20 protein-coding genes are annotated in these 22,949 nt (G+C 67.4%); 11 read left to right on the top strand and 9 right to left on the bottom strand.

Translation table 11 applies throughout. The annotated features are described in order from the left end of the window. The first annotated feature begins 202 nt into the window (after positions 1–202). Positions 203–2,782 (top strand): ATP-binding protein, encoded by a 2,580-nt coding sequence (locus tag ASE67_RS15370; protein ID WP_055763394.1) that lies wholly within the window; start codon positions 203–205, stop codon positions 2,780–2,782. Here the strand turns inward: ASE67_RS15370 and ASE67_RS15365 are convergent. Next, on the bottom strand, positions 2,749–3,150 hold the full coding sequence (locus ASE67_RS15365; RefSeq protein WP_082457179.1) for a YbaN family protein: 402 nt from the start codon (positions 3,148–3,150) through the stop codon (positions 2,749–2,751). The genes ASE67_RS15370 and ASE67_RS15365 overlap by 34 nt on opposite strands. 95 nt (positions 3,151–3,245) lie before the next feature. Between ASE67_RS15365 and ASE67_RS15360 the strand changes: the two genes are divergently transcribed. Beyond that, positions 3,246–3,740 (top strand): GNAT family N-acetyltransferase, encoded by a 495-nt coding sequence (locus ASE67_RS15360; RefSeq protein ID WP_055763665.1) that lies wholly within the window; start codon positions 3,246–3,248, stop codon positions 3,738–3,740. Positions 3,741–3,742: 2 nt separating this feature from the next. On the opposite strand, the gene bla is transcribed toward ASE67_RS15360, so the two are convergent. Next, positions 3,743–4,609, bottom strand: a complete 867-nt coding sequence (gene bla / locus ASE67_RS15355; protein WP_055763663.1) for a subclass B3 metallo-beta-lactamase — start codon at positions 4,607–4,609, stop codon at positions 3,743–3,745. 107 nt (positions 4,610–4,716) lie between these two features. On the opposite strand from bla, the gene ASE67_RS15350 reads away from it, so the two are divergent. Both ASE67_RS15350 and ASE67_RS15345 read left to right on the top strand, forming a co-directional pair. Then, positions 4,717–5,607: a LysR family transcriptional regulator gene (locus ASE67_RS15350; RefSeq protein WP_055763392.1), complete on the top strand. Its 891-nt coding sequence runs from the start codon at positions 4,717–4,719 to the stop codon at positions 5,605–5,607. Positions 5,608–6,018: 411 nt separating this feature from the next. Beyond that, a complete protein-coding gene (locus ASE67_RS15345) occupies positions 6,019–6,537 on the top strand; it encodes a cell wall hydrolase (RefSeq protein WP_055763390.1) in 519 nt (172 codons plus the stop codon). 157 nt (positions 6,538–6,694) lie between these two features. On the opposite strand, the gene ASE67_RS15340 is transcribed toward ASE67_RS15345, so the two are convergent. The 4 genes from ASE67_RS15340 to ASE67_RS15325 are packed head-to-tail and all read right to left on the bottom strand — an operon-like array spanning position 6,695 to position 10,675. Then, positions 6,695–7,039, bottom strand: a complete 345-nt coding sequence (locus tag ASE67_RS15340) for a hypothetical protein (RefSeq protein WP_055763389.1) — start codon at positions 7,037–7,039, stop codon at positions 6,695–6,697. Positions 7,040–7,052: 13 nt separating this feature from the next. Then, a complete protein-coding gene (locus tag ASE67_RS15335) occupies positions 7,053–8,459 on the bottom strand; it encodes an MBOAT family O-acyltransferase (RefSeq protein WP_055763387.1) in 1,407 nt (468 codons plus the stop codon). Further along, on the bottom strand, positions 8,460–9,728 hold the full coding sequence (locus ASE67_RS15330) for a GDSL-type esterase/lipase family protein (protein WP_055763384.1): 1,269 nt from the start codon (positions 9,726–9,728) through the stop codon (positions 8,460–8,462). It abuts the gene before it with no gap. Next, positions 9,728–10,675, bottom strand: coding sequence for an SGNH/GDSL hydrolase family protein (locus ASE67_RS15325; RefSeq protein ID WP_055763382.1), 948 nt, complete (start codon positions 10,673–10,675; stop codon positions 9,728–9,730). The genes ASE67_RS15330 and ASE67_RS15325 overlap by 1 nt, the downstream gene beginning before the upstream one ends. Before the next feature lie 342 nt (positions 10,676–11,017). Here ASE67_RS15325 and ASE67_RS15320 point away from each other — a divergent pair, with 342 nt between their 5' ends. Next, a complete protein-coding gene (locus ASE67_RS15320) occupies positions 11,018–11,554 on the top strand; it encodes a TadE/TadG family type IV pilus assembly protein (RefSeq protein ID WP_082457176.1) in 537 nt (178 codons plus the stop codon). A 16-nt stretch (positions 11,555–11,570) separates the two neighbouring features. After that, on the top strand, positions 11,571–13,199 hold the full coding sequence (locus tag ASE67_RS15315; protein WP_055763377.1) for a pilus assembly protein TadG-related protein: 1,629 nt from the start codon (positions 11,571–11,573) through the stop codon (positions 13,197–13,199). A 19-nt stretch (positions 13,200–13,218) separates the two neighbouring features. On the opposite strand, the gene ASE67_RS15310 is transcribed toward ASE67_RS15315, so the two are convergent. Further along, positions 13,219–14,109 (bottom strand): PAS domain-containing protein, encoded by an 891-nt coding sequence (locus ASE67_RS15310; RefSeq protein WP_162236352.1) that lies wholly within the window; start codon positions 14,107–14,109, stop codon positions 13,219–13,221. Positions 14,110–14,321: 212 nt separating this feature from the next. Between ASE67_RS15310 and ASE67_RS15305 the strand changes: the two genes are divergently transcribed. From ASE67_RS15305 to ASE67_RS15285, 5 genes are all read left to right on the top strand, one after another. Next, positions 14,322–15,584 carry an SGNH/GDSL hydrolase family protein gene (locus tag ASE67_RS15305; RefSeq protein WP_055763661.1) on the top strand — a complete coding sequence of 421 codons (1,263 nt, stop codon included), beginning with the start codon at positions 14,322–14,324 and terminating at the stop codon, positions 15,582–15,584. Positions 15,585–15,647: 63 nt separating this feature from the next. Beyond that, the gene (locus ASE67_RS15300) at positions 15,648–16,340 is read left to right on the top strand and encodes a glutathione binding-like protein (protein WP_055763373.1); all 693 of its coding nucleotides are present in this window, start codon (positions 15,648–15,650) and stop codon (positions 16,338–16,340) included. Positions 16,341–16,457: 117 nt separating this feature from the next. Further along, positions 16,458–16,913, top strand: a complete 456-nt coding sequence (locus tag ASE67_RS15295; protein ID WP_055763371.1) for an EF-hand domain-containing protein — start codon at positions 16,458–16,460, stop codon at positions 16,911–16,913. 74 nt (positions 16,914–16,987) lie between these two features. Beyond that, a complete protein-coding gene (locus tag ASE67_RS15290; protein WP_055763368.1) occupies positions 16,988–17,707 on the top strand; it encodes a response regulator in 720 nt (239 codons plus the stop codon). Then, positions 17,704–19,062 carry a sensor histidine kinase gene (locus ASE67_RS15285; protein WP_055763364.1) on the top strand — a complete coding sequence of 453 codons (1,359 nt, stop codon included), beginning with the start codon at positions 17,704–17,706 and terminating at the stop codon, positions 19,060–19,062. Before ASE67_RS15290 ends, ASE67_RS15285 begins: the two co-directional genes overlap by 4 nt. A gap of 118 nt (positions 19,063–19,180) precedes the next feature. Here ASE67_RS15285 and guaA read toward each other — a convergent pair whose 3' ends face one another. Beyond that, entirely contained in the window at positions 19,181–20,737 is a 1,557-nt protein-coding gene (gene guaA / locus ASE67_RS15280; RefSeq protein WP_055763361.1) for a glutamine-hydrolyzing GMP synthase, read from the bottom strand. A gap of 53 nt (positions 20,738–20,790) precedes the next feature. Then, positions 20,791–22,914: a prolyl oligopeptidase family serine peptidase gene (locus tag ASE67_RS15275; protein WP_055763359.1), complete on the bottom strand. Its 2,124-nt coding sequence runs from the start codon at positions 22,912–22,914 to the stop codon at positions 20,791–20,793. Positions 22,915–22,949: the final 35 nt, after the last annotated feature.

Genomic DNA, 22,949 nt, shown 5'->3' with positions numbered 1-22,949 from the left:
AACTGTTCCCCAAAAGCCGCAGGCGCGCAGGAACGATCGGTCCCGAAAAGATACGCGCGCCCGCAAGCGGTCTTCCCGCGTTATCTATTCTTGGCAGTTTGCTCAAAAGGACGTTTGCGTTATCATGCCACCCAACGTCTATGGCAATTCCGGCGCGGCCGGTCTTTCCGGGTCGGCGTTATTGCAGGATATTTCCCTTCCCATGCCGGACCTACGCATCGTCGAAACCACGCCGCATCCGCGCCATTTCGCCTTTCTGGCAGGCGGCGGGGAATGTGCGGCGCTGATCGCGGCGCTCGACTGGGCCGCGACGCCGCTGGGTCCGATCACCGGCTGGCCGCAAAGCCTGAAGACCGCCACCGCGCTGATGCTGCGCTCGCCGGTGCCGATGGTGATGCTGTGGGGCGTCGACGGGGTGATGCTCTACAACGATGCCTATTCGGCCTTTGCCCGCGGGCGGCATCCGCAGCTGCTGGGATCGAACGTCCGCGAAGGGTGGCCGGAGGCCGCCGATTTCAACGACCATGTGATGCGGGTCGGACTGGCGGGCGGCACGCTGCGCTACCAGGATCAGGAAGTGACGCTGTACCGCAACGGCTGTCCGGAGCGGGCGTGGATGGACCTCGACTATTCGCCGGTCCTCGACGAAGACGGCGAACCGGCGGGCGTCATCTGCATCCTGGCAGAAACGACCGATCGCGTCGCCCATGCCCGCCGGACGCAGTTCCTGCTGTCGCTGGCCGACGCACTGCGCCCGCTCGGCACGCGCAGCGAAATCATGCAGCTGGCCGCCGATCGGCTGGGCCAGTGGCTGAACGTCAACCGCGCATTCTATGCCGAGATCAGCAGCGACCTGCGGATGCGGGTCGACCATGATTATTGCGATGGCGTGCATTCACTCACCGGCGCGCATTCGCTGGCACAGTTCGGGCCGGGGTTGCTCGACGCCTATCGCTCGGGCGCACCAATCGTCATGCCCGATGTACCGGCCAGCCCGCTGAGCGACACGACGCGCGCCGGCCTCGCCCAGCGCCGGGTCGGGGCGTTCATCGACGTGCTATTGTTCGACGAAACCGAATGGGTCGGCGTGCTGGCAGTGCAGTCCGCCACGCCCCGCGCCTGGACCGCCGCCGAGCAAAGCCTGGTCCAGGAGGTCGGGGAACGGGTCAAGACTGCCGTCGAACGCGCCCGCGCCGAAGAGGAACTGCGCCAGCTTAACGATACGCTGGAGGAACAGGTCGCGATCCGGTCGGCCGAGCGCGACCGGCTGTGGAACCTGTCGCAGGATATGCTGGCCCGCGCCGGCTATGACGGAATGATCTCGGCGGCCAGCCCGGCATGGACGCGGGTGTTGGGCTGGAGCGAGGGGGAACTGCTCTCGCGCGGCTATGTCAATTTCATGCATCCCGACGACGAACCGCACACCTCGGCCGCGATCGCACAGATGGCTGCGACCCGTCGCCCGACCCGGTTCGAAAACCGGATCGCGACGCGCACCGGCGGGTGGAAGCATATCGAATGGACCGTCGCTCCCGAAGCCGACGGATTGAACTTCGTCGCGGTCGGCCGCGACCTGACCGAAGCGAAGGAGCGCGAGGCCGATCTGGAGATCGCCCGCGATGCTCTCCGCCAGAGTCAGAAGATGGAGGCGATGGGCAGCCTGACCGGCGGCGTCGCGCATGATTTCAACAATCTGCTGACCCCGATCATCGGCTCGCTCGACATGCTGGTGCGCAAGGGCGTCGGCACCGATCGCGAACGCCGCCTGATCGAAGGGGCGCTACAATCCGCCGAACGCGCCAAGATGCTGGTGCAGCGGCTGCTGGCCTTTGCCCGGCGCCAACCGCTGCAGCCGACCGGCGTCGACGTGGCGAAGGTCATCGACAGCATGACCGGGCTGATCGCATCCACCCTCGGCCCGACCATCGCCGTCCGCGTCGCGCTGGACGACCTGCCCCCGGCGCATGCCGATCTGAACCAGCTGGAAATGGCGCTGCTGAACCTGGCGGTGAATGCCCGCGACGCGATGCCCGACGGTGGCACGCTGACCATCGCCGCCGCCCGGCAGAATGTGCGTTCGGGTGAGATCGCCGGCTTGGCGCGCGGCCATTATATCCGGCTGCGCGTCGGCGACACCGGCTGCGGCATGGATCAGGACACGCTGCGCCGCGCGATCGAACCGTTTTTTTCGACCAAGGGCGTGGGCAAGGGCACCGGCCTGGGCCTGTCGATGGTCCATGGCCTGACCGCGCAGCTGGGTGGCGGGCTGACCATCGACAGCACCCCCGGCATCGGCACCACGATCTGCCTATGGCTGCCGGTCAGCACGATCGCGCCATGCGACGAGGAACGCCTGGCCGACAGCCACCCCTTCCCCGCCCGGCTCGGCACCGCGCTGCTGATCGATGACGAGGATCTAGTGCGGATGAGCACCGCGCACATGCTGGCCGACCTCAGCTACCATGTGGTGGAGGCGGCATCGGCCGAGGAGGCGCTGCGGCTGATCGACGAGGGGCTGGCGCCCGACGTGCTGATTACCGACCACCTGATGCCCGGCATGAGCGGTGCCGACCTCGCCCGTCGGCTGCGCCTCAGCCATCCGGCGCTGCCGGTGCTGATCGTGTCGGGCTATGCCGACGAAGACGGGGTAGACGCCGACATTCCGCGCCTGACGAAGCCGTTCCGCAATGCCGAGCTGGAAATCAGCCTGACCACCCTCACCGCGCCGTTGCTCGTGACCGAAATCGCTCAGCCGGTCGGGGCGGGCCGGGTCACGATATAAGCGGCACAACCGGCCATCAACGCCGCGACCGCCAGCGCCAGCGCGACGCCCGGCCGCGCACCGAACAGGAACAGCGCATAGCCGGTCGCGATCCCGCCGCATGCCATCGCCTTTGCCCGCCGCCCGATCGCGCGATCGCGCCGCCACGCCGTCAGCGTCGGCCCGAACCGCGGATGATCGAGCAGCCAGCGCTCCAGCCGGGGCGATCCGCGTGCGAAGCAGCCCGCCGCCAGGATCAGGAAGATCGTCGTCGGCATCACCGGCAACAGCGCGCCGATAAAGCCGAGCAGCACGAACGACCAGCCGAGCACGACCCAGCCCCATCGCGTCAGGCGAAGGCGAACGGAAACGGGTGGGCGCGGCATCATGGCCCCCACCCTATCGCGATCGGTTCGCAGCGGATACCGGCTTTGCGATCGCCCCGACCCTTGCCTGTCGCGCCGGCAGCATGGAAGGTGCCGTCATGACCGACCTGCTCGTCCGCCTGTACGACCTGCCCGCCATCGCCCCTCGCCCGGCACTGGCCGACCGCGGCATTGCGATCCGGCGGGCGATGGCGGCCGAACGGCACCTCGTCCTGTCATGGGTCAAGGCACGGTTCGGCGATGCGTGGGAGAGCGAGGCCGCCCGCGCCTTTACCCGTCCGGTCACGACCTTGTGGATCGCGGTGCAGGAGACGGCGATCCTCGGCTTTGCCTGCTACGATTGCAGCATGCGCGGCTTTTTCGGCCCGACCGGCGTCTATCCCGCCGCACGCGGGCTGGGCGTGGGCGAAGGGTTGCTGTTCGCGACGCTGAACGACATGCGCGCCATGGAATATGGCTATGCGATCATCGGCGGCGTCGGGCCGGAAGCCTTTTACCGCCGATGGCTGGACGTGATCGCCATTCCCGGTTCGGATACCGGCATCTATGGCGACATGCTGCATTCGCCGGGTGACGGGCCGCCCGACGCCTGATTCTAACGCGTGCCGCGCTGCGCGGCGCGCAGTTCCGCCTCGAACGCTGCCCGTTTTTCCGCGACCATCCGGGGGAGCAGCCGGGGATCGACAAACGCGTCCGCCTGCCCCGCCCGGCGGCGCGCACCGCGTTCGATCACGTCGGCCGCCTCCGGATGGCCCGGCAGCACGATATCGGCGCGCATCGTCGCCAGCTTGGCGAAGGTTCGGCGGAAATCGGCGACGATCCCCGGATAACCGCGATTGCCGACCAGCCGGTTGCCCGCCACGGTGATGCTGCACGGAAAGAACACCCGGCGCAGCTTGCCCGCATCGCGCGCGACCATCGACCAGCTGGTGCAGCCGGGCGTATGGCCGGGCGTCAGATGCGCGGTCAGTGCGATATCGCCCAGCCGGACGACCTCCCCATCGCGGATCACGCCATCGACCTTGACCGCCGGATAGCCGCGCACGCCATAGTTGGTATCGCCCCGGCTGGTCCCGTGCTCCAGCGCCCATCGATCCCCCGCGCTGGCGAGGAAACGCGCGCCGGTGTCGCGCTTGATCCGGGCGATGCCGCCGACATGATCGTCATGGGCATGGTTGCTGACGATCACACGCACCCGGTCGAGCGGCACGCCGACCCGCCGGATATTGCGTTCGATCGACGCGACATTGCGATCCATCGGCCCATCGATCAGGATCGCCCCGTCGCGCGACACGATCAGATAGGCTGCCAGCCCCTTTGTCCCGACATAATAGAGATTGTCGGCAATGCGGAACGGTTCGGTCGGCGTCGTCCATTCGGGTGGATCGGCCGCCAACGCCGTCCCGCTTGCCAGCACCGCACCCAGCGTCAGCCATCCCCGGAAAAATGTGCGATATCCCATGCCGGCCATCCCCTCGCGCGATTACTATCGGCAGGGCAATTGACCGAAATAGGGCTGGGGGACAAAGGATCATATCTCGGTTCGATCCTTAGGAAATCTCAGTCTCGATGGCGCGCGCACCGGTCCCCCTCAATGCCCTGCGCGCGTTCGAGGCATCGGCACGCCACCTGTCCTTCACCCGCGCCGCCGACGAACTGTGCGTGACGCAGGCGGCGGTCAGTCACCAGATCAAGGCGCTGGAGTCGCGCCTCGGCGTCACGCTGTTCCGCCGGTCCAATCGCGGGTTGCTGCTGACCGACGAAGGCATGGCGCTGGCGCCGACGCTAGTCGAATCGTTCGGGGCGATCGACCGGCTGTTCGACCGGTTCGACAGCGGCATCGTGCGCGAGGTGCTGACGGTCAGCGCGGTCGGCACCTTTGCGGTCGGTGCGCTGCTCGAACGGCTGCCGGCGTTTCGCGCCGCCTGTCCGGGGATCGACCTGCGCCTGCTGACCAACAACAACCAGGTCGATCTGGTCGCCGAGGGGCTGGACGGGGCAATCCGCTTCGGCGACGGCGCGTGGCACGGCGTGGCGGCGGATGCGGTCTGCCCCGCGCCGCTGACGCCGCTCTGTTCGCCCGCCGTCGCGCAGAGCCTGCGCCACCCGGCCGACCTGCTGCGCACCACGCTGCTACGCTCCTATCGCGCGCAGGACTGGCCGGCATGGTTCGCGGCGGCCGGGCTGGAGGTCGGCGCGCTGCACGGGCCGTTGTTCGATTCATCGCTGGTGATGGTGCAGGCGGCGATGCTGGGCGAAGGGGTCGCACTCGCCCCGCCGGCAATGTTTCGCCGCGAACTGGACAGCGGACGGATCGTACAGCCCTTCGCCACGCAGACGGCGACCGACGGCTATTGGCTGACGCGGCTGAAATCCCGGCCGCCGGGGCGGGCAATGGTCGAATTTCGCCGATGGTTGCTCGACAGTTTTTCGGAAGAACGCGCCGAACAGCCGCAATAGTCTGAACGGGCAGCGACCGGCCGATTCTAAAGACGATTCGCGACAATGCCGCGACAGGAACATGGTTTCTGCGCGTTTACGGTCGCTTGATTTGTCGTTTCGGCCGTGGATTGATCGGATGGAACCAACGGTTCGTCGCCGATGAACGGCGGTCGCGTTGACAGTTTGCCGCGCCGGCGCGAAGGGACGTCCAGTTTTCAGCCGGTCCGGCGATCCGCCCTCTACCAAGAAGCGGAAGTTGGACGGTGAGACGTGGGGGTTCCCGACGGCCGCTTCCTTTTGTCCGCGTTTCTGCGGCCGATGGCGGGCACCCTTGCGCACAAAAGATGCGTTGGAATGAATAAGCGTTGGTCCGTATTGGTGTTGTGGAGCCTGACGGCGGCAAGTGGCGTAGCGAGCGCACATGTCGCGATGAACACGGATCCCGAACTCCCGGTCGTACAGCAACCGGCACCGATCGCCCCCGCTCCCGTTACCTTCGCATCGCCGACCCCGGTGGTGCAGCCGCTCCCCGCCGAAACCGCTGCTGTCGAGGCAGCCCCGACCGAAACCGCCGATGCGGACGTCGCCAATCTCGACAAGTCCGAAGTCGAATGCGTCGCCAAGGTCGTGGTGCACGAAGCCGGCAACCAGCCGCACAAGGGCCAGCAGGCCGTCGCCCAGGTCATCCGCGCCCGCATGAAGAGCGGCCGCTTCGCCAGCAGTGCCTGCGGCGTCGTCAAGCAGCGTGGCCAGTTCTTCAACGTCGATGCCTATGATCCCCCGCGCAACAATGGCCGCTGGAACACCGCCGTCGACATCGCCAAGCGCACGCTGGCCGGCAAGGACGAAGACGTTGCTCCGGGCGCGCTGTTCTTCCACTCGGCCGGCGCATCGTTCCCGAAGCGCACCCGCGTCGCGCAGATCGCCGACCACACTTTCTACCGCTGAGAACCGCTCCTGCCCCGGCAGGAACCCCGCAACGCCCGCGCTGAGCCATGCTCGCGCGGGCGTTGCCGTTTCTGGCTTGTGCCTTTCCGTTCGGTTCGAGCGGCTTCGAGCTTGTCGAGAAGCGGCAGTCGAGAACACCCCGCCTGGGGCACCCGGTCTATTGCGCGCCGTCCTCGCCCGGCTGCTCGCTCCCGAACCGCGCCGCCTGGGCCTTTTCCCAGCGGCTGCGGACAGCGGCACGCGGCGTATCCAGCCCCAGCCGGGCGGTCGTTGCCGCCCATGCCGCGATCGGCGCGCGCAACGGCTCGGTGTAGGGCGACGGCGGCAGTTCGTCGAACCACGCCGCAATCGCATGGGCGTTGAACAGGCCCAGGAACAGCGTCGCGGTGGCGATGATCGTCGTCATCCATGCCCATGGCCGCACGCCGTCGATCGGATCGGATGCGACCTGCACCGGCGATCCGACCTCGACGATTTCGCCCTGTTCGGCGCCAGTGGTCACGCGGGGCCTCCCATCAGAACTGGTAATAGATGAACGGCGCGACCCCCTCGGGCCGCATCGCGTCGACGATCAGGATCAGCACGCCCAGCGACAGGCCGATGATCGGCGCGGCATGATGGCGCACCCGCGCCGCCAGCCGCTGGAGGATGCCCGCCGGCATCGCGTGGATGGCAAGGCCGATGACGACCAGCACCAGCGACAGCGGCGTGACCAGCGTGTTGCGCCAGTCCCCGGCGAACATCTGCCCCAGATAGGCGAACGCCTCCCCCTCGCCCTGCGCGCGAAAGAAGATCCAGCCGAGCACGACGATGTGGAAGGTCAGCAGGACACCGGCCCAGCGCGGTGCCATCGGCAGGCCGGCGGGACGGTGCCGCGCCCAGAACCGCTCGATCGCGAGCCACCCGCCGTGCAGCGCACCCCAGATCACGAACGCCCAGCTGGCACCATGCCACAACCCGCCCAGCAACATCGTCAGGAACAGGTTGATGTAGGTGCGCACCGGCCCCTTCCGACTGCCGCCCAGCGGAATATAGAGATAGTCGCGCAGCCAGCTCGACAGGCTGATATGCCAGCGCCGCCAGAAATCCTGGAGCGAGGCGGCGCGGTACGGCTGGTCGAAATTGCGCGGGAAGGTGTAGCCGAGCAGCGCCGCCAGCCCGATCGCCATGTCGGAATAGGCGGAGAAATCGCAGTAGATCTGCACCGCATAACCGTACGCGCCGATCAGCAGGTCGAAGCTCGAACGGCTCGCCGGATCGAAGAACGCCGGATCGACCAGCGCCCCGGCCAGCTGCGACGCGATCACCGCCTTCTTGAACAGCCCCCACAGGATCAGCAGGAGCGCGGCGGCGACCGTCCCGCGATCGATCGTCGGCACGCGGCGGAACTGCGGCAACAGGTCCGCGCCGCGCACGATGGGTCCTGCGACCAGATGCGGGAAGAACGACATCAGCAGCGTCAGGTCGAGCAGGTTCGCCGCCGGAATCCGCCGCCGATGCACGTCGACCAGATAGGAGATCGCCTGGAATGTGAAGAACGACACGCCGACCGGCAGCACCACCTGCAACAGCGGCAGGTCGCGCCCGAAGCCAAGCGGGGTCAGCAAGGCGGTCAACTGTTCGAGGAAGAAGCCCGCATATTTGAAATAGCCGAGCACCCCCAGATTGGCAACGACGCCGACCGTCACCAGCGCGCGGCCGGTGCGGTCGTTGTCGCTGCGCACGATCCCCTGTGCCAGCGCCCAGTTGACGAAGGCGGAAACGAACAGCAGCGCGACGAACCGCGCGTCCCACGCGCCATAGAAGAACCAGCTGGCGAGCAGCAGCGCGATCTTGCGCCACTCGTTCGACGCCCCGAGCGACCAGACGAGGCCATAGACGACAAGGAAGAACAGCCCGAAGCTGAGCGTAGGGAACAGCATTTAGCGCGCCGTCGTCGGATAGGCAGTGGCCGGATCGACCGATGGGGCCGTGCCGACGATCCGGGTCATCGCCGCGTCCAGATCGGCCTGCAGCAACCGCGCGATCTCCGCGCCGCCGCGGCTGGTGAAATGGACGTGATCGCCGCGCATCAGCGGGCTGGTCCCCTGTGTCCAGCCATCGGCGACGCAGCGGCCACCCATGCGCTGACCCCAGTCCCAATAGGCGATGCCGAACGCCTTGGCCTGTCGCCGCTGGATCGCCTGCACCGATGACAGCGCGGCGGTGGGCCGCCATTCGCCGCTACCGGCGCACGGGCTGCTGGTGCCGCTTTCGCCGGTTTGCAGCGCCGGCAGCTTGGTCGCAGAGTCGGGCGCGACGACCAGCAGCATCGGCACGCCGGGCGCCAGGCGGCGCAGCCGCGTCAGGTCGGATCGCAGCGACGCTTCGTAGACGCTCGCCGAAAAGCCCGGCCGGAACGCTTCGTTCGTGCCATAGGCGACGACGATCAGGTCGGGGCGATACGCCGCCAGTTCCGTCGCGACCACGCGGTCGTCGGTACGGCCGAAATGCATGAACTGCGCGCCGACCGTGCCCAGGTTGGACAGGATCACCCCACCGCCCGACTGGCGTTCGGTGCTCCACGACGTGATCGTGACCGGGCCGCCGATCACCGTCGCCGACGCGATCGTCGCCTCGCCATTCCCGTCCAGCGTGCGGCACCGGCTGCCGGCTTCCGCCCCGGCCAGCGACCACGAAACCACCGCCGCACCCAAACTCAGCTGCAGGCTGCCCTGCCCCGGCCCGCTCAGCGCGCAGACGGTCAACCGGTCGAAGGTCCGCCCGCTATCGGCGCTGAGCGTCAGGGTCGCGCCCGGCTGTTCGCTGGTCAGGCTGTAGCCGCTCAGCCCCAGCCGGATATTGCTGCTGGACGAATAGGCCGCACCGAAAATGCCGTTGACGCTCCACCCCATCGACTGGCCGGCGGTGATGTCGCGGGTCAGATAGCCGGCATAGGGCCGCCCCGGCGGCAGCGCGCCGCGTCCGGCGCGGCCATAGCGTGCCTGCAACGCGGTGCGCCAGCTCCCAGTGATCTGGTCGCCGGCGGTATGGCTGTCGCCGATCTGCAAGATGCGGACAGGCTCGGGCGCGCCGCGCGCGGTCGACAGCTTTTCCAGAAACGGGCGCAGCCGTTCGGCATCGCACAGCCCGCCGATGCACGACTGGGCGGTCGCGGCCTGTGCCAGCGCGAGGGCGAACAGCGCGGACATCAGCGTGCGGCCCCGGCAGGAGTCGGGGCCGGCGTCGGCAGCGGGCGCCCCGCCTCGCGCCGGGCACGTTCGGCATAGCGGCGCAGGTCGGTGGCGACGCTGTTGGTCAGCCGCTGATAGCCGACGCCGATCATGTGCAGCCCGTCGCCGGTGCGCATCAGCATCGGCTTGCCGGTCTTCAGGTCGGGCAGATAGGCGTTGTACTTGCCCTCGGCATCCAGCGTCAGCGGACGGGAATCGAGGAACGGCACGCCCAGCCGACGCATATGATCGGCATAGAAGGCATCCATCGCCTGCATCTCGGCATCCATCTTGGGATCGCGCATCACCGGCAGGCCGACCCAGTAGACGATCGCCCCCGTCGACCGGATCGTCGCGACGAAGGCGTCGATCCGGTCGCCGATCACCTGTTTCCAGCCGTCGCTCATCAACGGATGGAGATGGCCGTCGGCGAACACCGCCTGCGCGTCGTTCGCACCGAAGCTGATGACCGCCGCGTCGATCGGCTGTGCCTTCAGCTGTTCGCGAGCGCGCTGTTCGAGGTCGAGGACGCGGTAGCGGGTAAAGCCGGTCGCCTCCTTGGCGAACTTCAGCACCTCGAACCCGTCATCCTGGGGCAATTGGCGATACAGCGCGTCCCAGATGCCGTTGCCGAAGCTGTCGCCGAACACGCCCACCCGCAGCACGCCGTCGCGCTTCATGCGGGCGATGACCTGCGGGTCGATCGGCCCGTCGACCGTCCGCGCGGCGACTGTCGGTGCAGCAGGCGTCGGTGCAGCGGGCGTCGGCAATGCCGTGTCGCTGCCGGTCGGGGCGGTACCGGGCGTCCCCGGCACTGCGGGTGCGGCGCCCGGCGTCGGCGCTTCGGGCAACGCGATCCGCCCGCCGCCGGCAAAGGACAATCCGACGATGAACCCGGCGATCAGGCCGAGGACCAGCACCGCCATCCGGTCCCCCAGCCACCACAGCCTGGATTCCGTCGCTCGATTGGCAGCAGTCACGTATCGATACCCGTTCACATCTGGGACGACCCGCCTGTCGCGGGCCGATGGTGACAGCGGGTAACGCCTCGCGCGAACCTCGGCAAGACGCCTGCCCCCGCCGCGCGCCATGATGCCGCGTCACCATGACGGGCCGCATCGACAGGGCGAACACCAGCCGCCCTACACAATCGTATACTGTCGTCGGTTCGCCGTTTTTATCCCGTAAAATGCGATATATTGCAATTATTTATCCGCAACCGACGGGTCATCCGCGTCGCGCTATCCTCGCGTTGGAAGGAGCGCAGTATGATCCCCACCACCTTCGCCAGCGTATCGGGTACCAGGGACGCCGCCATCGTAAGGACGCCGCCGCATCGCCGCGTCGTGCGCAGCGCCGCTCCCGGACAAGCGTTGCGCAAATTGCGTATCGGGCGGTGGTGGCGGCATCTGATGCGGGATCGGCGCGGCACGGCGGTGATCGAACTGGCGCTGGCGCTGCCGATCCTCACCATCTTCCTGTTCGGTATCGTCAGCGGCGGCAGCTGGCTGGCGATGGCGCATGTCGTGCAGGAAAGCGCTAACGAAGGGGCTCGTGCCGCGCTGGCCGGCATCACCGCATCCGAACGCGCCTCGCTCGCCACCCAGGCGGCGTTGCAGACCCTGTCGCGCAGCTATGGCATCCGCGGCGAGGAAATCACGCTGAAGGTCGATGACGACGGGCGGCAACTGACGGTCAAGGTCGCCTATGACGGATCGGCCAATCCGTTGCTGAAACTGCCGATCGTGCCCGCCGCGACGACGACGATCCGGCGACAGGCCAGCGTCGTGCTGGCGGGGTTCTGACGCGATGCGGGGGCACATGATCCGGCGGCTGGCGCGGGCGCGCGACGGCAATGTCGCGATGATCCTGGCCGGCGGGCTGACGATGCTGGCGGGCACGGCGGTACTGGGGATCGATACCGCCACGCTCTTTCTGGAAAAACGACGGTTGCAGGGGGCGGCCGATGCCGCGGCGCTGGCGGCGGCGGCCGACCTCGACAATGCGGCCGCGCGGGCGCAGGCGGCGGTGGCGCTGTCGCCGGACAATGCGACGCGACTGGTGACGATGACGCCCGGTCGCTTCACCCGCGATCCGCGACTGGCGGTCGACGCGCGGTTCCTCGCCAACGGTGCGCCGGGCAATGCGGCGCAGGTTTCGCTGGAAAGCCGGGTCCAGCCGGTCTTTGCGCAGGTGTTCGGCAATCGCGCGGTGACGATCGGCGCCCGCGCCACGGCGGCGCGGATCGACCTTGCGGGATTTTCGATCGGTACCCGGCTGGCATCAGTGCAGGGCGGGTTGCCCGGCGCGCTGCTGTCGCAGCTGGCGGGCAGCGAATTGTCGCTGTCGGTGATGGATTACAACGCGCTGGTATCGGCACAGGTCGACCTGCTCAAGACCGCCGAGCTGCTGCGGACCAGCGCCGGGATACAGGTGGCGAGTTTCGACGAGGTGCTGGCAACCGATATCGCCCTGCCGCAACTGGTGACGGCGATGGCGGGGTCGACCACCAGCAGCGCCGCGGCCCAGATCCTGCGATCGGTCGCGGCGAAACTGCCCAACCGCAACGTGCGGCTGGACACGATCATCGACCTCGGCCCGCTCGGCAGTCGCGCCGTCGCCGATCCGCTGCGCCCGTTAAATACCGATGCCTATGCGTTCCTGCGCGAGGCCCTGCAGATTTCCAGCGGCACGCGACAGGTACAAAGCAATGTCGACCTGGGGATTCCCGGCATCGGCCAGACGCGATTGTGGCTGCAGATCGGCGAGCGCCCGGCCAGCAGCCCGTGGCTGTCGGTCGGCGAAGCGGGGCAGACCGTCGTGCGCAGCGCGCAAACGCGGCTATGGATCGATATCCAGCTGCTCAATGCGCCGCTGAGCCTCGGTTCGGTGCGCGTACCGATCTATGTCGAACTGGCCTCTGCGGAGGCGCGGCTGGCGCAGATCGGCTGTCGCGGCGGGCCCGCCAACGCCACCGTCGCGCTGGATGTCACGCCATCGGTCGGACGCGCGGCGATCGCCGACCTCGATCCCGCCGCGCTCCCCTATTTCCAGCAACCGATGACGCTGCGCCCTGCCCGCCTCGTCACCCTGCCGCTGGCGTCGCTGACCGGTCAGGCCGATGTGCAGCTGGGCGGCGTACAGGCGCAACGCGTCGGTTTCTCGGCAGCGGAGATCAACGGCAATGTCATGAAGTCGGTGTCGACCAACGACATCGCTGCTGGCGTCGCCAGCAGCCTGCTGCGCAACGTCGACATTCGCGCCAATGTGCTCGGCATCGGGCTGTCGGGCGGGCTGCTCACCAGCACGCTTGGCAATACGCTGAGTGCAGTCGCGCCGGCGCTGGACCTGGTGGTGGGACAGGTGAGTGCGCTGGCCGGGGTGCATGTCGGGCAGGCGGACGTGCGGGTCGACGGCGTGCGGTGCGGCACGCCGGTCCTGGTCGGCTGACCACCGCACGGATCGCCCGCTACCGCCGGGTCAGCAGGACGATCGCGCCTTCATTGCCGTAAATGCCGCGCAGTTCGGCGATCGTGACCCGCACCGACACCGCCGCGCCGTCGTTCGACAACAGCGCGCTGTCGATCGTGCGCGCACCCTCGCCGCTCAGCACCTGGTCCAACGCCTCGCGAAACGCCACGCGGTGCGCGACCGGCACCAGATCGGCCATCGCGACATGGTGCAGCCGTTCGTCGGACAGGCGGACCATCTCGCAAAAGGTCGGCTCCACCCGTTCGATATGCCCGCGCGTGTTCAGGCAGACATAGCCGATCCCGTCATGCACCGCGATCGCCTCGCGCAGCGACTGGCGCGCATCGGCCAGTCGATGCCGTTTCATGTCCTCGGTGATATCGTGGACCAGGATCGTGATGTGGCTGACAAAGGGGTGGATATCGACCCGGATCCAGTTGTCGCGGCGGAACAGCGACGGAATTTCCGCCGAACTGGGTTCCCGGCTGGCAACGGCGCGCCGGGCATAGGTTTCGACCAGCGACCCCCGCAATGCCGGGATCGTTTCAAAGATGCGCTGCCCGACCAGCTCGCCCTCCTGCCGGTCGAGCTGCGCATGGGCGACATGATTGGCGGCAAGCACGCGCATGTCGTAATCGATCATGACCACGCCGATGGTCAGGCAGTTGGCAAAGTCCTGCAGGCTGGGCGGGGCCGCGACCGGATCGTTGCGACCTTCGGCGCTGCCATCCTTCAGCGCGGTATAGTGGCGCACCGTCGTCAGGACATGGGTGGCACGACCGTGATGCGTGACGAAGATCGCCTCGTCGTCCTGCATCTGGCGTAGCTGACCGAACCGTCGCGCGAAGTCCGCCGACGACACGGTCGGCTGGTCGGATTCATTCCGCATGATCACGTCGCCACCCTGACCTGGCATAGTGGTTCTCCCTGTTGCCCGCTTGTCGTCCTGATTCCTAATGATCGGCTACACACACCGATGCCCCATATTAGGTATTGAAATGGATCAGTAGCGGATCGGTTTCGGGTGATACAGTTGGAACCGCCAAGAAAAACAATGTTATACACTTGTGACCCTATCACATGCGCGATAGCCTGTTCGTGATGTTGGGGGGAAGTAGCTTGCACGGACTTGGGATCGCGGCAGCCCTATTGTCGCTCGTCGTCGCCGCGCCTGCCGTATCGGCCAGGCCGGTGGCCCAGCCCCCACGCTGGGTCGCAAGCTGGACGACCTCCCCCATCCCCACGACCACCGCGCAATCCCTGCCGGTCACGGGGGGCGGGGTCGCCACGGTGCGCCAGATCGTCCGACTGACGCTGGGCGGCAGCGCGCTCAGGGTGCGCTTCACTAACCGGTTCGGCACAACGCCACTGCGTATCGCCGGTGCCCACATCGCGCTCGCCGCCGGTCCCGCCGCGCCCGCGATCCTGCCGGCGAGCGACCGGCCCCTGACCTTTGGCGGCCGCGCCGACGTGGACGTCCCGGCCGGCGCGGATTTCTGGTCCGATCCGGTGCAATTTGTTGCCGAACCCCTGTCCGATCTGGCAATCACCACCCGCTTCGCCAACCCGCCGGCACAGCAGACCGGCCACCCCGGCGCGCGCACCCGCAGCTGGATCGTGGCGGGCGACCGACTGGCGGACGCCGCGCTGGCGGATGCGGCCCCGGTCGAACGCTGGTTCCAGATCGCGGCGGTCGAGGTTGCTGCCCCGCCTGCCGCCCGCGCCATCGTCGCGCTCGGCGATTCGATCACCGATGGCTATGGTGTAACCGAGGGGCGTAACCTGCGCTGGACCGATGGCCTCGCCCGCCGCCTGTCCGCCACGCCGCGCACGAAAGAGGTCGCGGTGCTAAACCACGGCATCGGCGGCAACTGCCTGCTGGCGGAATGCAGCGGCCCCAACGCACTCGCCCGCTTCGACAGCGACGTCGCGAGCCAGCCGGGCGCGCGCTATGTCATCCTGTTCGAAGGGGTCAACGATCTCGGCCGGCTGGGCCGCGAACGAGTGGCCAGCGTCGCGGAGCGCCAGGCGCAGGTGCAGCAGATGATCGCGGGATACCGCCAGATCGTCGCACGCGCGCGGGCGTTGCAGCTGACCGTGATCGGCGGCACGATCACCCCCTTCGCCGGCAACGATTATTACCACCCCGATGCCGCCGCCGAAGCCGCGCGACAAGCGATCAACGCGTGGATCCGCACCCCCGGCCATTTCGACGCGGTGATCGATTTCGATGCAGTAGTGCGCGACCCTGCCCGGCCCGACCAGCTGCTGCCCGCCTATGACTCCGGCGACCATCTCCATCCGTCGATGGACGGGTATCGCGCCATGGCCGATGCGGTGCCGCTGGCCCTGTTCGCCCGCTGACGCCTTGGCCGGCGGGCAGGCGCTCCCCATGTGGCGCAGGTCCTGAAGCATCGGAGCGATTCCATGATCGACCTGCATTACTGGCCCACGCCCAATGGCCACAAGATCACGCTGTTCCTCGAAGAAGCGGGCCTGCCCTACACCATCCACCCGGTGGATATCGGCAAGGGCGAACAGTTCCGCCCCGAATTCCTCGCCATCGCCCCAAACAACCGGATGCCGGCGATCGTCGATCACGAACCGCTGGGCGGCGGCGCGCCGCTGTCGATCTTCGAATCGGGCGCGATCCTGGTGTATCTGGCCGAAAAGACCGGGCGGTTCCTGCCCGCCGACGCCGTGGGCCGCTATGACGCGATCCAGTGGCTGATGTGGCAGATGGGCGGCCTTGGCCCGATGGCCGGGCAGAACCATCACTTCAACATCTATGCCCCCGAGAAAATCCCGTACGCGCAGGAGCGGTACGTCCGCGAGACCGCGCGGCTGTACGGTGTGCTCGACAAGCGCCTCGCCGACCGCGACTTCATCGCCGGCGACTATTCGATCGCCGACATGGCGGCCTATCCGTGGATCGTGCCGCACGAAGCGCAAGGGCAGAAGCTGGAAGACTTCCCCAACCTCAAGCGCTGGTTCGACGCCATCGCCGCCCGCCCGGCAACCGTCACCGCCTATGCGAAGGGCAAGGCGGTGAACGACGGCAGCAAACCGATGACCGACGAACAGCGCCAGAACCTGTTCGGGACGCCGGCCAAGAACTGACGGTTGCGACACACTGCGACAAAGCAGTGGATCGCCGACAAAGGCTGGCGACAATTGGCGACGACAAGGGGCGCATTCTCCACCGGGGGTGCGCCCCCTTTGTCGAAAGGTTGCCCCATGCGTTCGTTGATCGTCGCCGCGTCGCTCGCCGGTATTGCCCTCCCCACCATCGTCACCGCGCAGACCGCGCCGCAGCCGCCCCGGCCGATGGCCGATGGCGTACTGACCCGTGAAGAGGCGCTGGCGCGTGCCGACCGCCGCTTCGACGCGCTCGACACCGATCGCGACGGCAGGATCAGCGCCGCAGAACGCGCCGCCCAGCCCGAACGGCCGCGCGGCACCGCCGATGGCCAGACGCCGATGCCGGGGCGCGGCCATCATGGCGGCGGACGGATGCTGGAGCGCGCCGATGCCGACAAGGACGGCGTGGTCACCCGCGAAGAGTTTCGCGCGGTCGCCACCCGCATGTTCGATCGGCAGGACGCAAATCATGACGGCCGGGTCGATGCCGCCGAACGCAAGCAGTGGCGTGACCAGCGCATGGCGCGGCGCGGCGGCGAACCGGCCGAATAATCCTTTGCCGGGCGACGTTACCACCACGTCGCCCGGTATTTCCTTGTCTGGAGGGGCCGCGTAGCATGTCCGACATGGCCGATATTCCCCATTTGCTGCTGGTCGACGACGAACGATCGATCCGCGAACCGCTTGCCCAATACCTGACCAAACAGGGCTTTCGCGTCACCCAGGCGGGCGATGCGGAGGGTGCGCGCGCGCGGTTGAACGCCTATGCGATCGATCTCGCGATCCTCGACATCATGATGCCGGGCGAGGACGGGCTGTCGCTGTGCCGTCATATCCGCGAGACGAGCGAGACGCCGGTCATCCTGCTGACCGCGCGTACCGAGGAGACCGACCGCATCGTCGGGCTGGAAATGGGCGCCGACGATTATGTCGTGAAGCCTTTCTCCCCGCGCGAACTGGCGGCGCGGGTCAAGGTGGTACTGCGGCGGACGGCGGGCGGTTCGGTGCGGCAACACGCGCCGGAGGCCGGATCGTTCGCCTTTGCCGGATGGGTGCTGAAGACCGGCGAGCGCGCGCTGGTCGACCGCGAAGGCGTATCGGTCCCGCTGTCGACCGGCGAATATAATTTGCTCCACGCGCTGGTCACCCGCCCGCGCCAGGTGCTGACCCGCGACCAGCTGCTCGACCTGACCCAGGGGCGCGAAGCGGCGGCGTTTGACCGCGCGATCGACAATCAGGTCAGCCGCTTGCGCAAGAAGATCGAGAACGACGTCCGCAATCCGGAGATCATCAAGACCGTCTGGGGCGGCGGCTATACGCTGGCGACCGAGGTGACGCGCCTGTGAAGCGGTTGTGGCCGACCAGCCTGCCGGGGCAGATCGCGCTGCTGGTCGCGGTCGCGCTGTTCGTTGCGCAGGCGCTGAACTTCGGGTTGCTGCTGCGGGAGCGACGGGCATTCCGCTTCGCCGAAATCACCCTGCCCGCCGTCACCCGCCTGATCGACGCCGCCGAACGCCGCATCGCCCCGCGCCCCGGACAGCCGGTCGCGACGCCCCGTGACCGGATGCGCGGAGTGCGCCTCGTTACCGATCGCGCACCGGTACTGCGCGGCAATCCCGAACGCGATGTCGAGGAGGCGATCCGGTCGGGCTTTGCCGAAGCGGGTATTCGCGTCGGCACCATCGCCGCGCATATCCGCCCGATCGACGAGGATGAGATTGCCGCGCGCGGCATCAACGGCCGCCGGGCGGAACGACTGCGGCGGATGGGCGCGGTGCTCGACGCGTCGGTCGAACTGCCTGGGCAAGGCTGGCTGGTATCGCACACCCCTTGGCCGATGGCCGAGCGCGGGCTGCTGTGGCAGCTGCTGGCGCAGACCTTCATCCTCTATGTCATCGTGCTGCTGCCGGTGCTGTGGATCGGACGCCGCATCGCCAAGCCGCTGCGCCTGCTCGCCGGGGCGGCGCGCGCCTTTCATCCCGCCCGGCCCCTGCCCGCGATCGAACCGTCGGGGCCGCAGGACGTGCGGCTGCTGATCTCCGCCTTCACCGACCTCGGCCAGCGGGTGAATGCGATGGTCGATGAAAAGGACCGGATGCTGGGCGCGATCGGCCATGACCTGCGCACCCCGCTCGCCGCGCTGCGCGTCCGTGTCGAATCGGTCGAGGACGATACCGACCGCGCGCGAATGGTCGAGACGATCGACGAGATGAACGCGACGCTGGACGATATCCTGTCGCTGGCGCGGCTCGGTCGACCGAGCGAGGCGGCAACCGACGTCGATGTGGCGGCGCTGGTCGACGCGGTGGTCGACGACTTTCGCGACCTTGGCCATGATGTCGATTTCGTCGAGGCGGCGCGCGTGCCGCTGCACCTGCGCCCCAATCTGATGCGGCGCGCTGTGCGCAACCTGATCGAAAACGCGATCAAATATGCCGGTGCGGCCGAGGTGCGGGTGGAGACGACTGCCCGGTCGGTGGCGATCGTCGTCGCCGACCATGGGCCGGGCATTCCCGTTGATCGGGTGGAGGCGGTGTTCGATCCGTTTACCCGGCTGGAAACCTCGCGCAACCGGGGCACCGGTGGGATCGGACTGGGCCTGGCGCTCGCCCGCGCAATCGTGCGCGATGCAGGCGGTGAGATCACGCTGGTAAACCGCGACGGCGGCGGGCTGAACGCAACGATCCGGTTGCCGCGATAGGGCTGCCCCCGCCCCCCCCACGTCACCCCGGATCAAGTCCGGGGTGACGGATCATGTGGTGGTTCGATCACCACCCCGCCTGCGCGGGGCGAATGAAGCGGGGACGATCGTCCCCGCTTCATTCCCACTCGATCGTGCCCGGCGGCTTGCTCGTGTAATCATAGGTGACGCGGTTGATGCCCTTCACCTCGTTGATGATCCGGGTCGCCACGCGCGGCAGGAAGTCGCCGGGGAACTGGAACGCCTGTGCGGTCATGCCGTCGGTTGACGTGACCGCCCGCAGTGCCAGCACATTGTCGTAGGTCCGCCCGTCGCCCATCACCCCGACGCTGCGTACCGGCAACAGCACCGCGAATGCCTGCCAGATCGTGTCGTACAGACCGGCGTTGCGAATTTCCTCGAGATAGATCGCGTCCGCCTTGCGCAGGATGTCGCAGCGTTCGCGGGTCACTTCGCCCGGAATGCGGATGGCAAGGCCAGGTCCGGGGAACGGATGGCGGCCGACGAACACGTCCGGCAGACCCAGTTCGCGACCCAGCGCGCGCACCTCGTCCTTAAACAGTTCGCGCAGCGGCTCGACCAGCGCCATGTTCATGCGCTCCGGCAGGCCGCCGACATTGTGGTGGCTCTTGATCGTCACCGACGGGCCGCCGGTGAAGCTGACGCTTTCGATCACGTCCGGATACAGCGTGCCCTGCGCCAGGAACTGCGCGCCGCCGATCTTCTTCGCTTCCGCCTCGAACACGTCGATGAAGGTCTTGCCGATGAACTTGCGCTTGGCTTCGGGATCGGTGACCCCGGCCAGCCCGTCCATGAACAGGTCCTGCGCGTCGACATGGACCAGCGGGATATTGTAATGGCCGCGGAACAGGCTGACGACCTGTTCGGCTTCGCCCGCGCGCAGGATGCCGCCATCGACGAACACGCAGGTTAGCTGGTCACCGATCGCTTCGTGGATCAGCAGCGCGGCGACCGACGAATCGACCCCGCCCGACAGGCCGCAAATGACCTTGCCGTCACCCACCTGTGCACGAATCTCGGCGATCTTGGCATCGCGGAACTCAGCCATCGTCCAGTCGCCGGCCAGGCCGCAGACATGGCGTGCGAAGTTTGCGATCAGCTTGCCGCCGTCAGGAGTATGCACGACCTCCGGATGGAACTGCGCGCCATAATAGCGGCGCTCGTCATCAGCGACGATGGCATAGGGGGCGCCGGGGCTGGTCGCGACCGCGCGGAAACCGGGGGCGAGCGCGGTCACCTTGTCGCCATGGCTCATCCACACCTGGTGCCGCTCGGTCTTTTCCCACAGCCCGTCGAACATCGCGCAATCGTCGCCGACCTCGATATAGGCCTCGCCGAACTCGCCCGAATTGCCCTTGTCGACCTTGCCGCCCAGCTGCGCGGTCATCACCTGCTGGCCGTAGCAGATGCCGAACACGGGGACGCCGGAATCAAAGATGGCCTGCGGTGCGCGGGGGGACCCCTCGTCGCACACCGACGCGGGGCCGCCCGACAGGATCACGCCCTTGGGACGCATCCGCTCGAACGCCTCTTGGGCCTTCTGGAACGGGGCGATTTCGGAATAGACTCCGGCCTCGCGCACGCGACGCGCGATCAGCTGCGTCACCTGGCTGCCAAAGTCGACGATCAGGATGGAATCGGGGGTCTCGTTCATGCCCCCCGATAGCAGAGCGCCGCGCGGGTGCCAGCCCCGCGCGGCGTCATTTGTCAGTTGATTGGCTTCACCGCCAGCCCGGTCCATTTGGCGATGAACGCCCACAGGTCAGCGGTTTCCTCGATCACCTTGTCGGTTGGCTTGCCCGAACCGTGCCCGGCACGCGTTTCAATACGGACCAGATGCGGCTTCGGCCCGATGTCCTTCGACTGGAGCATCGCGGTATACTTGAACGTATGCCCCGGCACGACGCGGTCGTCGGTGTCGGCGGTGGTCGCCAGGATCGCCGGATAGGTCACCCCGGCCTTCACATTGTGATAGGGCGAATAGGTCAACAAGTTGCGGAAGTCCGCTTCCTTCGCCGGCACCCCGTAATCATCGACCCAGTAGCGCCCGGCGGTGAACCGGTCGAAGCGCAGCATGTCCATCACACCCACCGCCGGCAACGCAGCGGCGAACAGGTCGGGCCGCTGGTTGACGACCGCACCGACCAGCAGGCCGCCGTTCGACCCGCCCTGGATCGCCAGCTGGCCCTTGCCGGTCACCCCTTGCGCGATCAGGTCCTCGCCCGCGGCAATGAAGTCGTCGAAGACGTTCTGCTTGTTCAGCAGCTTGCCGCCGTCATGCCATTCCTTGCCATATTCGCTCCCGCCGCGGATATTCGCGACTGCCAGCACGCCGCCCTGTTCGAGCCATGCGATGCGGCCGGGCGAGAAGCCGGGCAGGATCGGGACGTTGAAGCCGCCATAGGCATATAGAAGCGTCGGCGCGGGCTTGGTCACGTCCTTGCGCTTGACGATGAACATCGGGACCTTCGTCCCGTCCTTCGACGTGTAGAAACGCTGGCGGACATCATATTGCGCCGGGTCGAACGCGACCTTGGGGCTGGCCCACGACGTTACCTGCCGCGTGGCGACGTCGTAGCGGTAGATGGTGGTCGGTGTGGCAAAGCTGGAGAAGGAGAAGAAGCCTTCATTATTGTCCAGCTCCCCACCGACCCCGCCGACCGTGCCGATGCCCGGCAGCTCGATCGCGCCATCGGGCTTGCCGTCGAGGGTGAAGCGCTTCACCTCGGTCTTCGCATCGACGAGGTACGCGGCCATGATCCGGCCGCCGACCAGCGACGCACCGTTCAGCACCGCCTTGTACTCCGCCACCAGTTCCTTTGGCTGCGGATTGGCGGCGGCCATGTCGAGCGTCACGATGCGCAAGCGTGGTGCGCCCTGCGTGGTGGTCAGGTACAGCGTGTTGTCCTTCGACCCCACCGTGTTCCAGTCGACATTGTCGGTGTTGACGATCGTCCGGGGCTTGTCGTTCGGCTTGGTCAGGTCGAGCACCGCGATCTCGGTATGATCGCCCGGACCACTGGTCGAAATGACCAGCCAGCGCCCGTCGTCGGTGATGCCCGGATAGAAGGTGAACCGCGGCTGGTCCGGCCGTTCGTAGATCAGCCGGTCGGCGCTCTGTGGCGTACCGAGCTCGTGGAAATAAACCTTGGCGTTCAGGTTCTGGCTCTGGAACTCCTGCCCCTTTTCCGGGGTCGGGAAGCGCGCATAATAGAAGCCCGAACCGTCCTTCACCCACGACGCCGACAGGCCGTATTTCACCCAGTCGATCTGGTCGTCGAGCACCTTGCCGCTATCGACGTCGAGCACGCGCAGCTTGCGCCAGTCGCTGCCGCCGTCCTGGATCGAATAGAGCAGCCGCTTGCCGTCCTTCGACGGGGCCCATTCCGCGAGCGCCGTCGCGCCGTCCTTCGACCAGCCATTGGGGTCGATCAGCACCCGCCCTTGCCCGTTCAGGCTGTCGCGGACGTATAGCACCGACTGGTTCTGCAGCCCCGAATTGCGGCTATAGAAATAGCGGCCACCTTCGCGGTTGGGCACGCCGACACGCTCATAATCGAACAGCGCGGTCAGTCGGCGCTTGAAGATGTCGCGGCCGGGCAGCGTCGCCAGATAGGCGTCGGTGACCTTGTTCTCCGATGCGACCCAGGCGGCGACTTCGGGATCGTTGCGGACGTCGTTCTCCAGCCAGCGATACGGATCGGCGACTTTCACCCCGAACTGTTCGTCAACCTGATTGACGGTGCGGGTCTGGGGATAGGCGATGGTCTGGGCTAGGGCGGTCGTGCTGGTCATCAGGCACAGGGTCGCGGCAAGGGCATGGCGGTACATTGTTGCTCCACGGGGCTTGCCGGACGGTATCCGGC

This window comes from Sphingomonas sp. Leaf23, from assembly GCF_001421585.1.
GTDB lineage: Bacteria > Pseudomonadota > Alphaproteobacteria > Sphingomonadales > Sphingomonadaceae > Sphingomonas.
Note: the sequence above shows the minus strand (reverse complement) of the source record. Positions and strands in the feature narration are given on the sequence as shown.

Excerpts from the sequence above, each read along its gene's own strand:
- ASE67_RS15370 (WP_055763394.1), top strand. The coding sequence starts at position 203 with ATGCCGGACCTACGCATCGTCGAAACCACGCCGCATCCGCGCCATTTC.
- ASE67_RS15365 (WP_082457179.1), bottom strand. The coding sequence starts at position 3,150 with ATGATGCCGCGCCCACCCGTTTCCGTTCGCCTTCGCCTGACGCGATGG.
- ASE67_RS15360 (WP_055763665.1), top strand. The coding sequence starts at position 3,246 with ATGACCGACCTGCTCGTCCGCCTGTACGACCTGCCCGCCATCGCCCCT.
- bla (WP_055763663.1), bottom strand. The coding sequence starts at position 4,609 with ATGGGATATCGCACATTTTTCCGGGGATGGCTGACGCTGGGTGCGGTG.
- ASE67_RS15350 (WP_055763392.1), top strand. The coding sequence starts at position 4,717 with ATGGCGCGCGCACCGGTCCCCCTCAATGCCCTGCGCGCGTTCGAGGCA.
- ASE67_RS15345 (WP_055763390.1), top strand. The coding sequence starts at position 6,019 with ATGAACACGGATCCCGAACTCCCGGTCGTACAGCAACCGGCACCGATC.
- ASE67_RS15335 (WP_055763387.1), bottom strand. The coding sequence starts at position 8,459 with ATGCTGTTCCCTACGCTCAGCTTCGGGCTGTTCTTCCTTGTCGTCTAT.
- ASE67_RS15330 (WP_055763384.1), bottom strand. The coding sequence starts at position 9,728 with ATGTCCGCGCTGTTCGCCCTCGCGCTGGCACAGGCCGCGACCGCCCAG.
- ASE67_RS15325 (WP_055763382.1), bottom strand. The coding sequence starts at position 10,675 with ATGGCGGTGCTGGTCCTCGGCCTGATCGCCGGGTTCATCGTCGGATTG.
- ASE67_RS15320 (WP_082457176.1), top strand. The coding sequence starts at position 11,018 with ATGATCCCCACCACCTTCGCCAGCGTATCGGGTACCAGGGACGCCGCC.
- ASE67_RS15315 (WP_055763377.1), top strand. The coding sequence starts at position 11,571 with ATGATCCGGCGGCTGGCGCGGGCGCGCGACGGCAATGTCGCGATGATC.
- ASE67_RS15310 (WP_162236352.1), bottom strand. The coding sequence starts at position 14,109 with ATGCGGAATGAATCCGACCAGCCGACCGTGTCGTCGGCGGACTTCGCG.
- ASE67_RS15305 (WP_055763661.1), top strand. The coding sequence starts at position 14,322 with ATGTTGGGGGGAAGTAGCTTGCACGGACTTGGGATCGCGGCAGCCCTA.
- ASE67_RS15300 (WP_055763373.1), top strand. The coding sequence starts at position 15,648 with ATGATCGACCTGCATTACTGGCCCACGCCCAATGGCCACAAGATCACG.
- ASE67_RS15295 (WP_055763371.1), top strand. The coding sequence starts at position 16,458 with ATGCGTTCGTTGATCGTCGCCGCGTCGCTCGCCGGTATTGCCCTCCCC.
- ASE67_RS15290 (WP_055763368.1), top strand. The coding sequence starts at position 16,988 with ATGGCCGATATTCCCCATTTGCTGCTGGTCGACGACGAACGATCGATC.
- guaA (WP_055763361.1), bottom strand. The coding sequence starts at position 20,737 with ATGAACGAGACCCCCGATTCCATCCTGATCGTCGACTTTGGCAGCCAG.
- ASE67_RS15275 (WP_055763359.1), bottom strand. The coding sequence starts at position 22,914 with ATGTACCGCCATGCCCTTGCCGCGACCCTGTGCCTGATGACCAGCACG.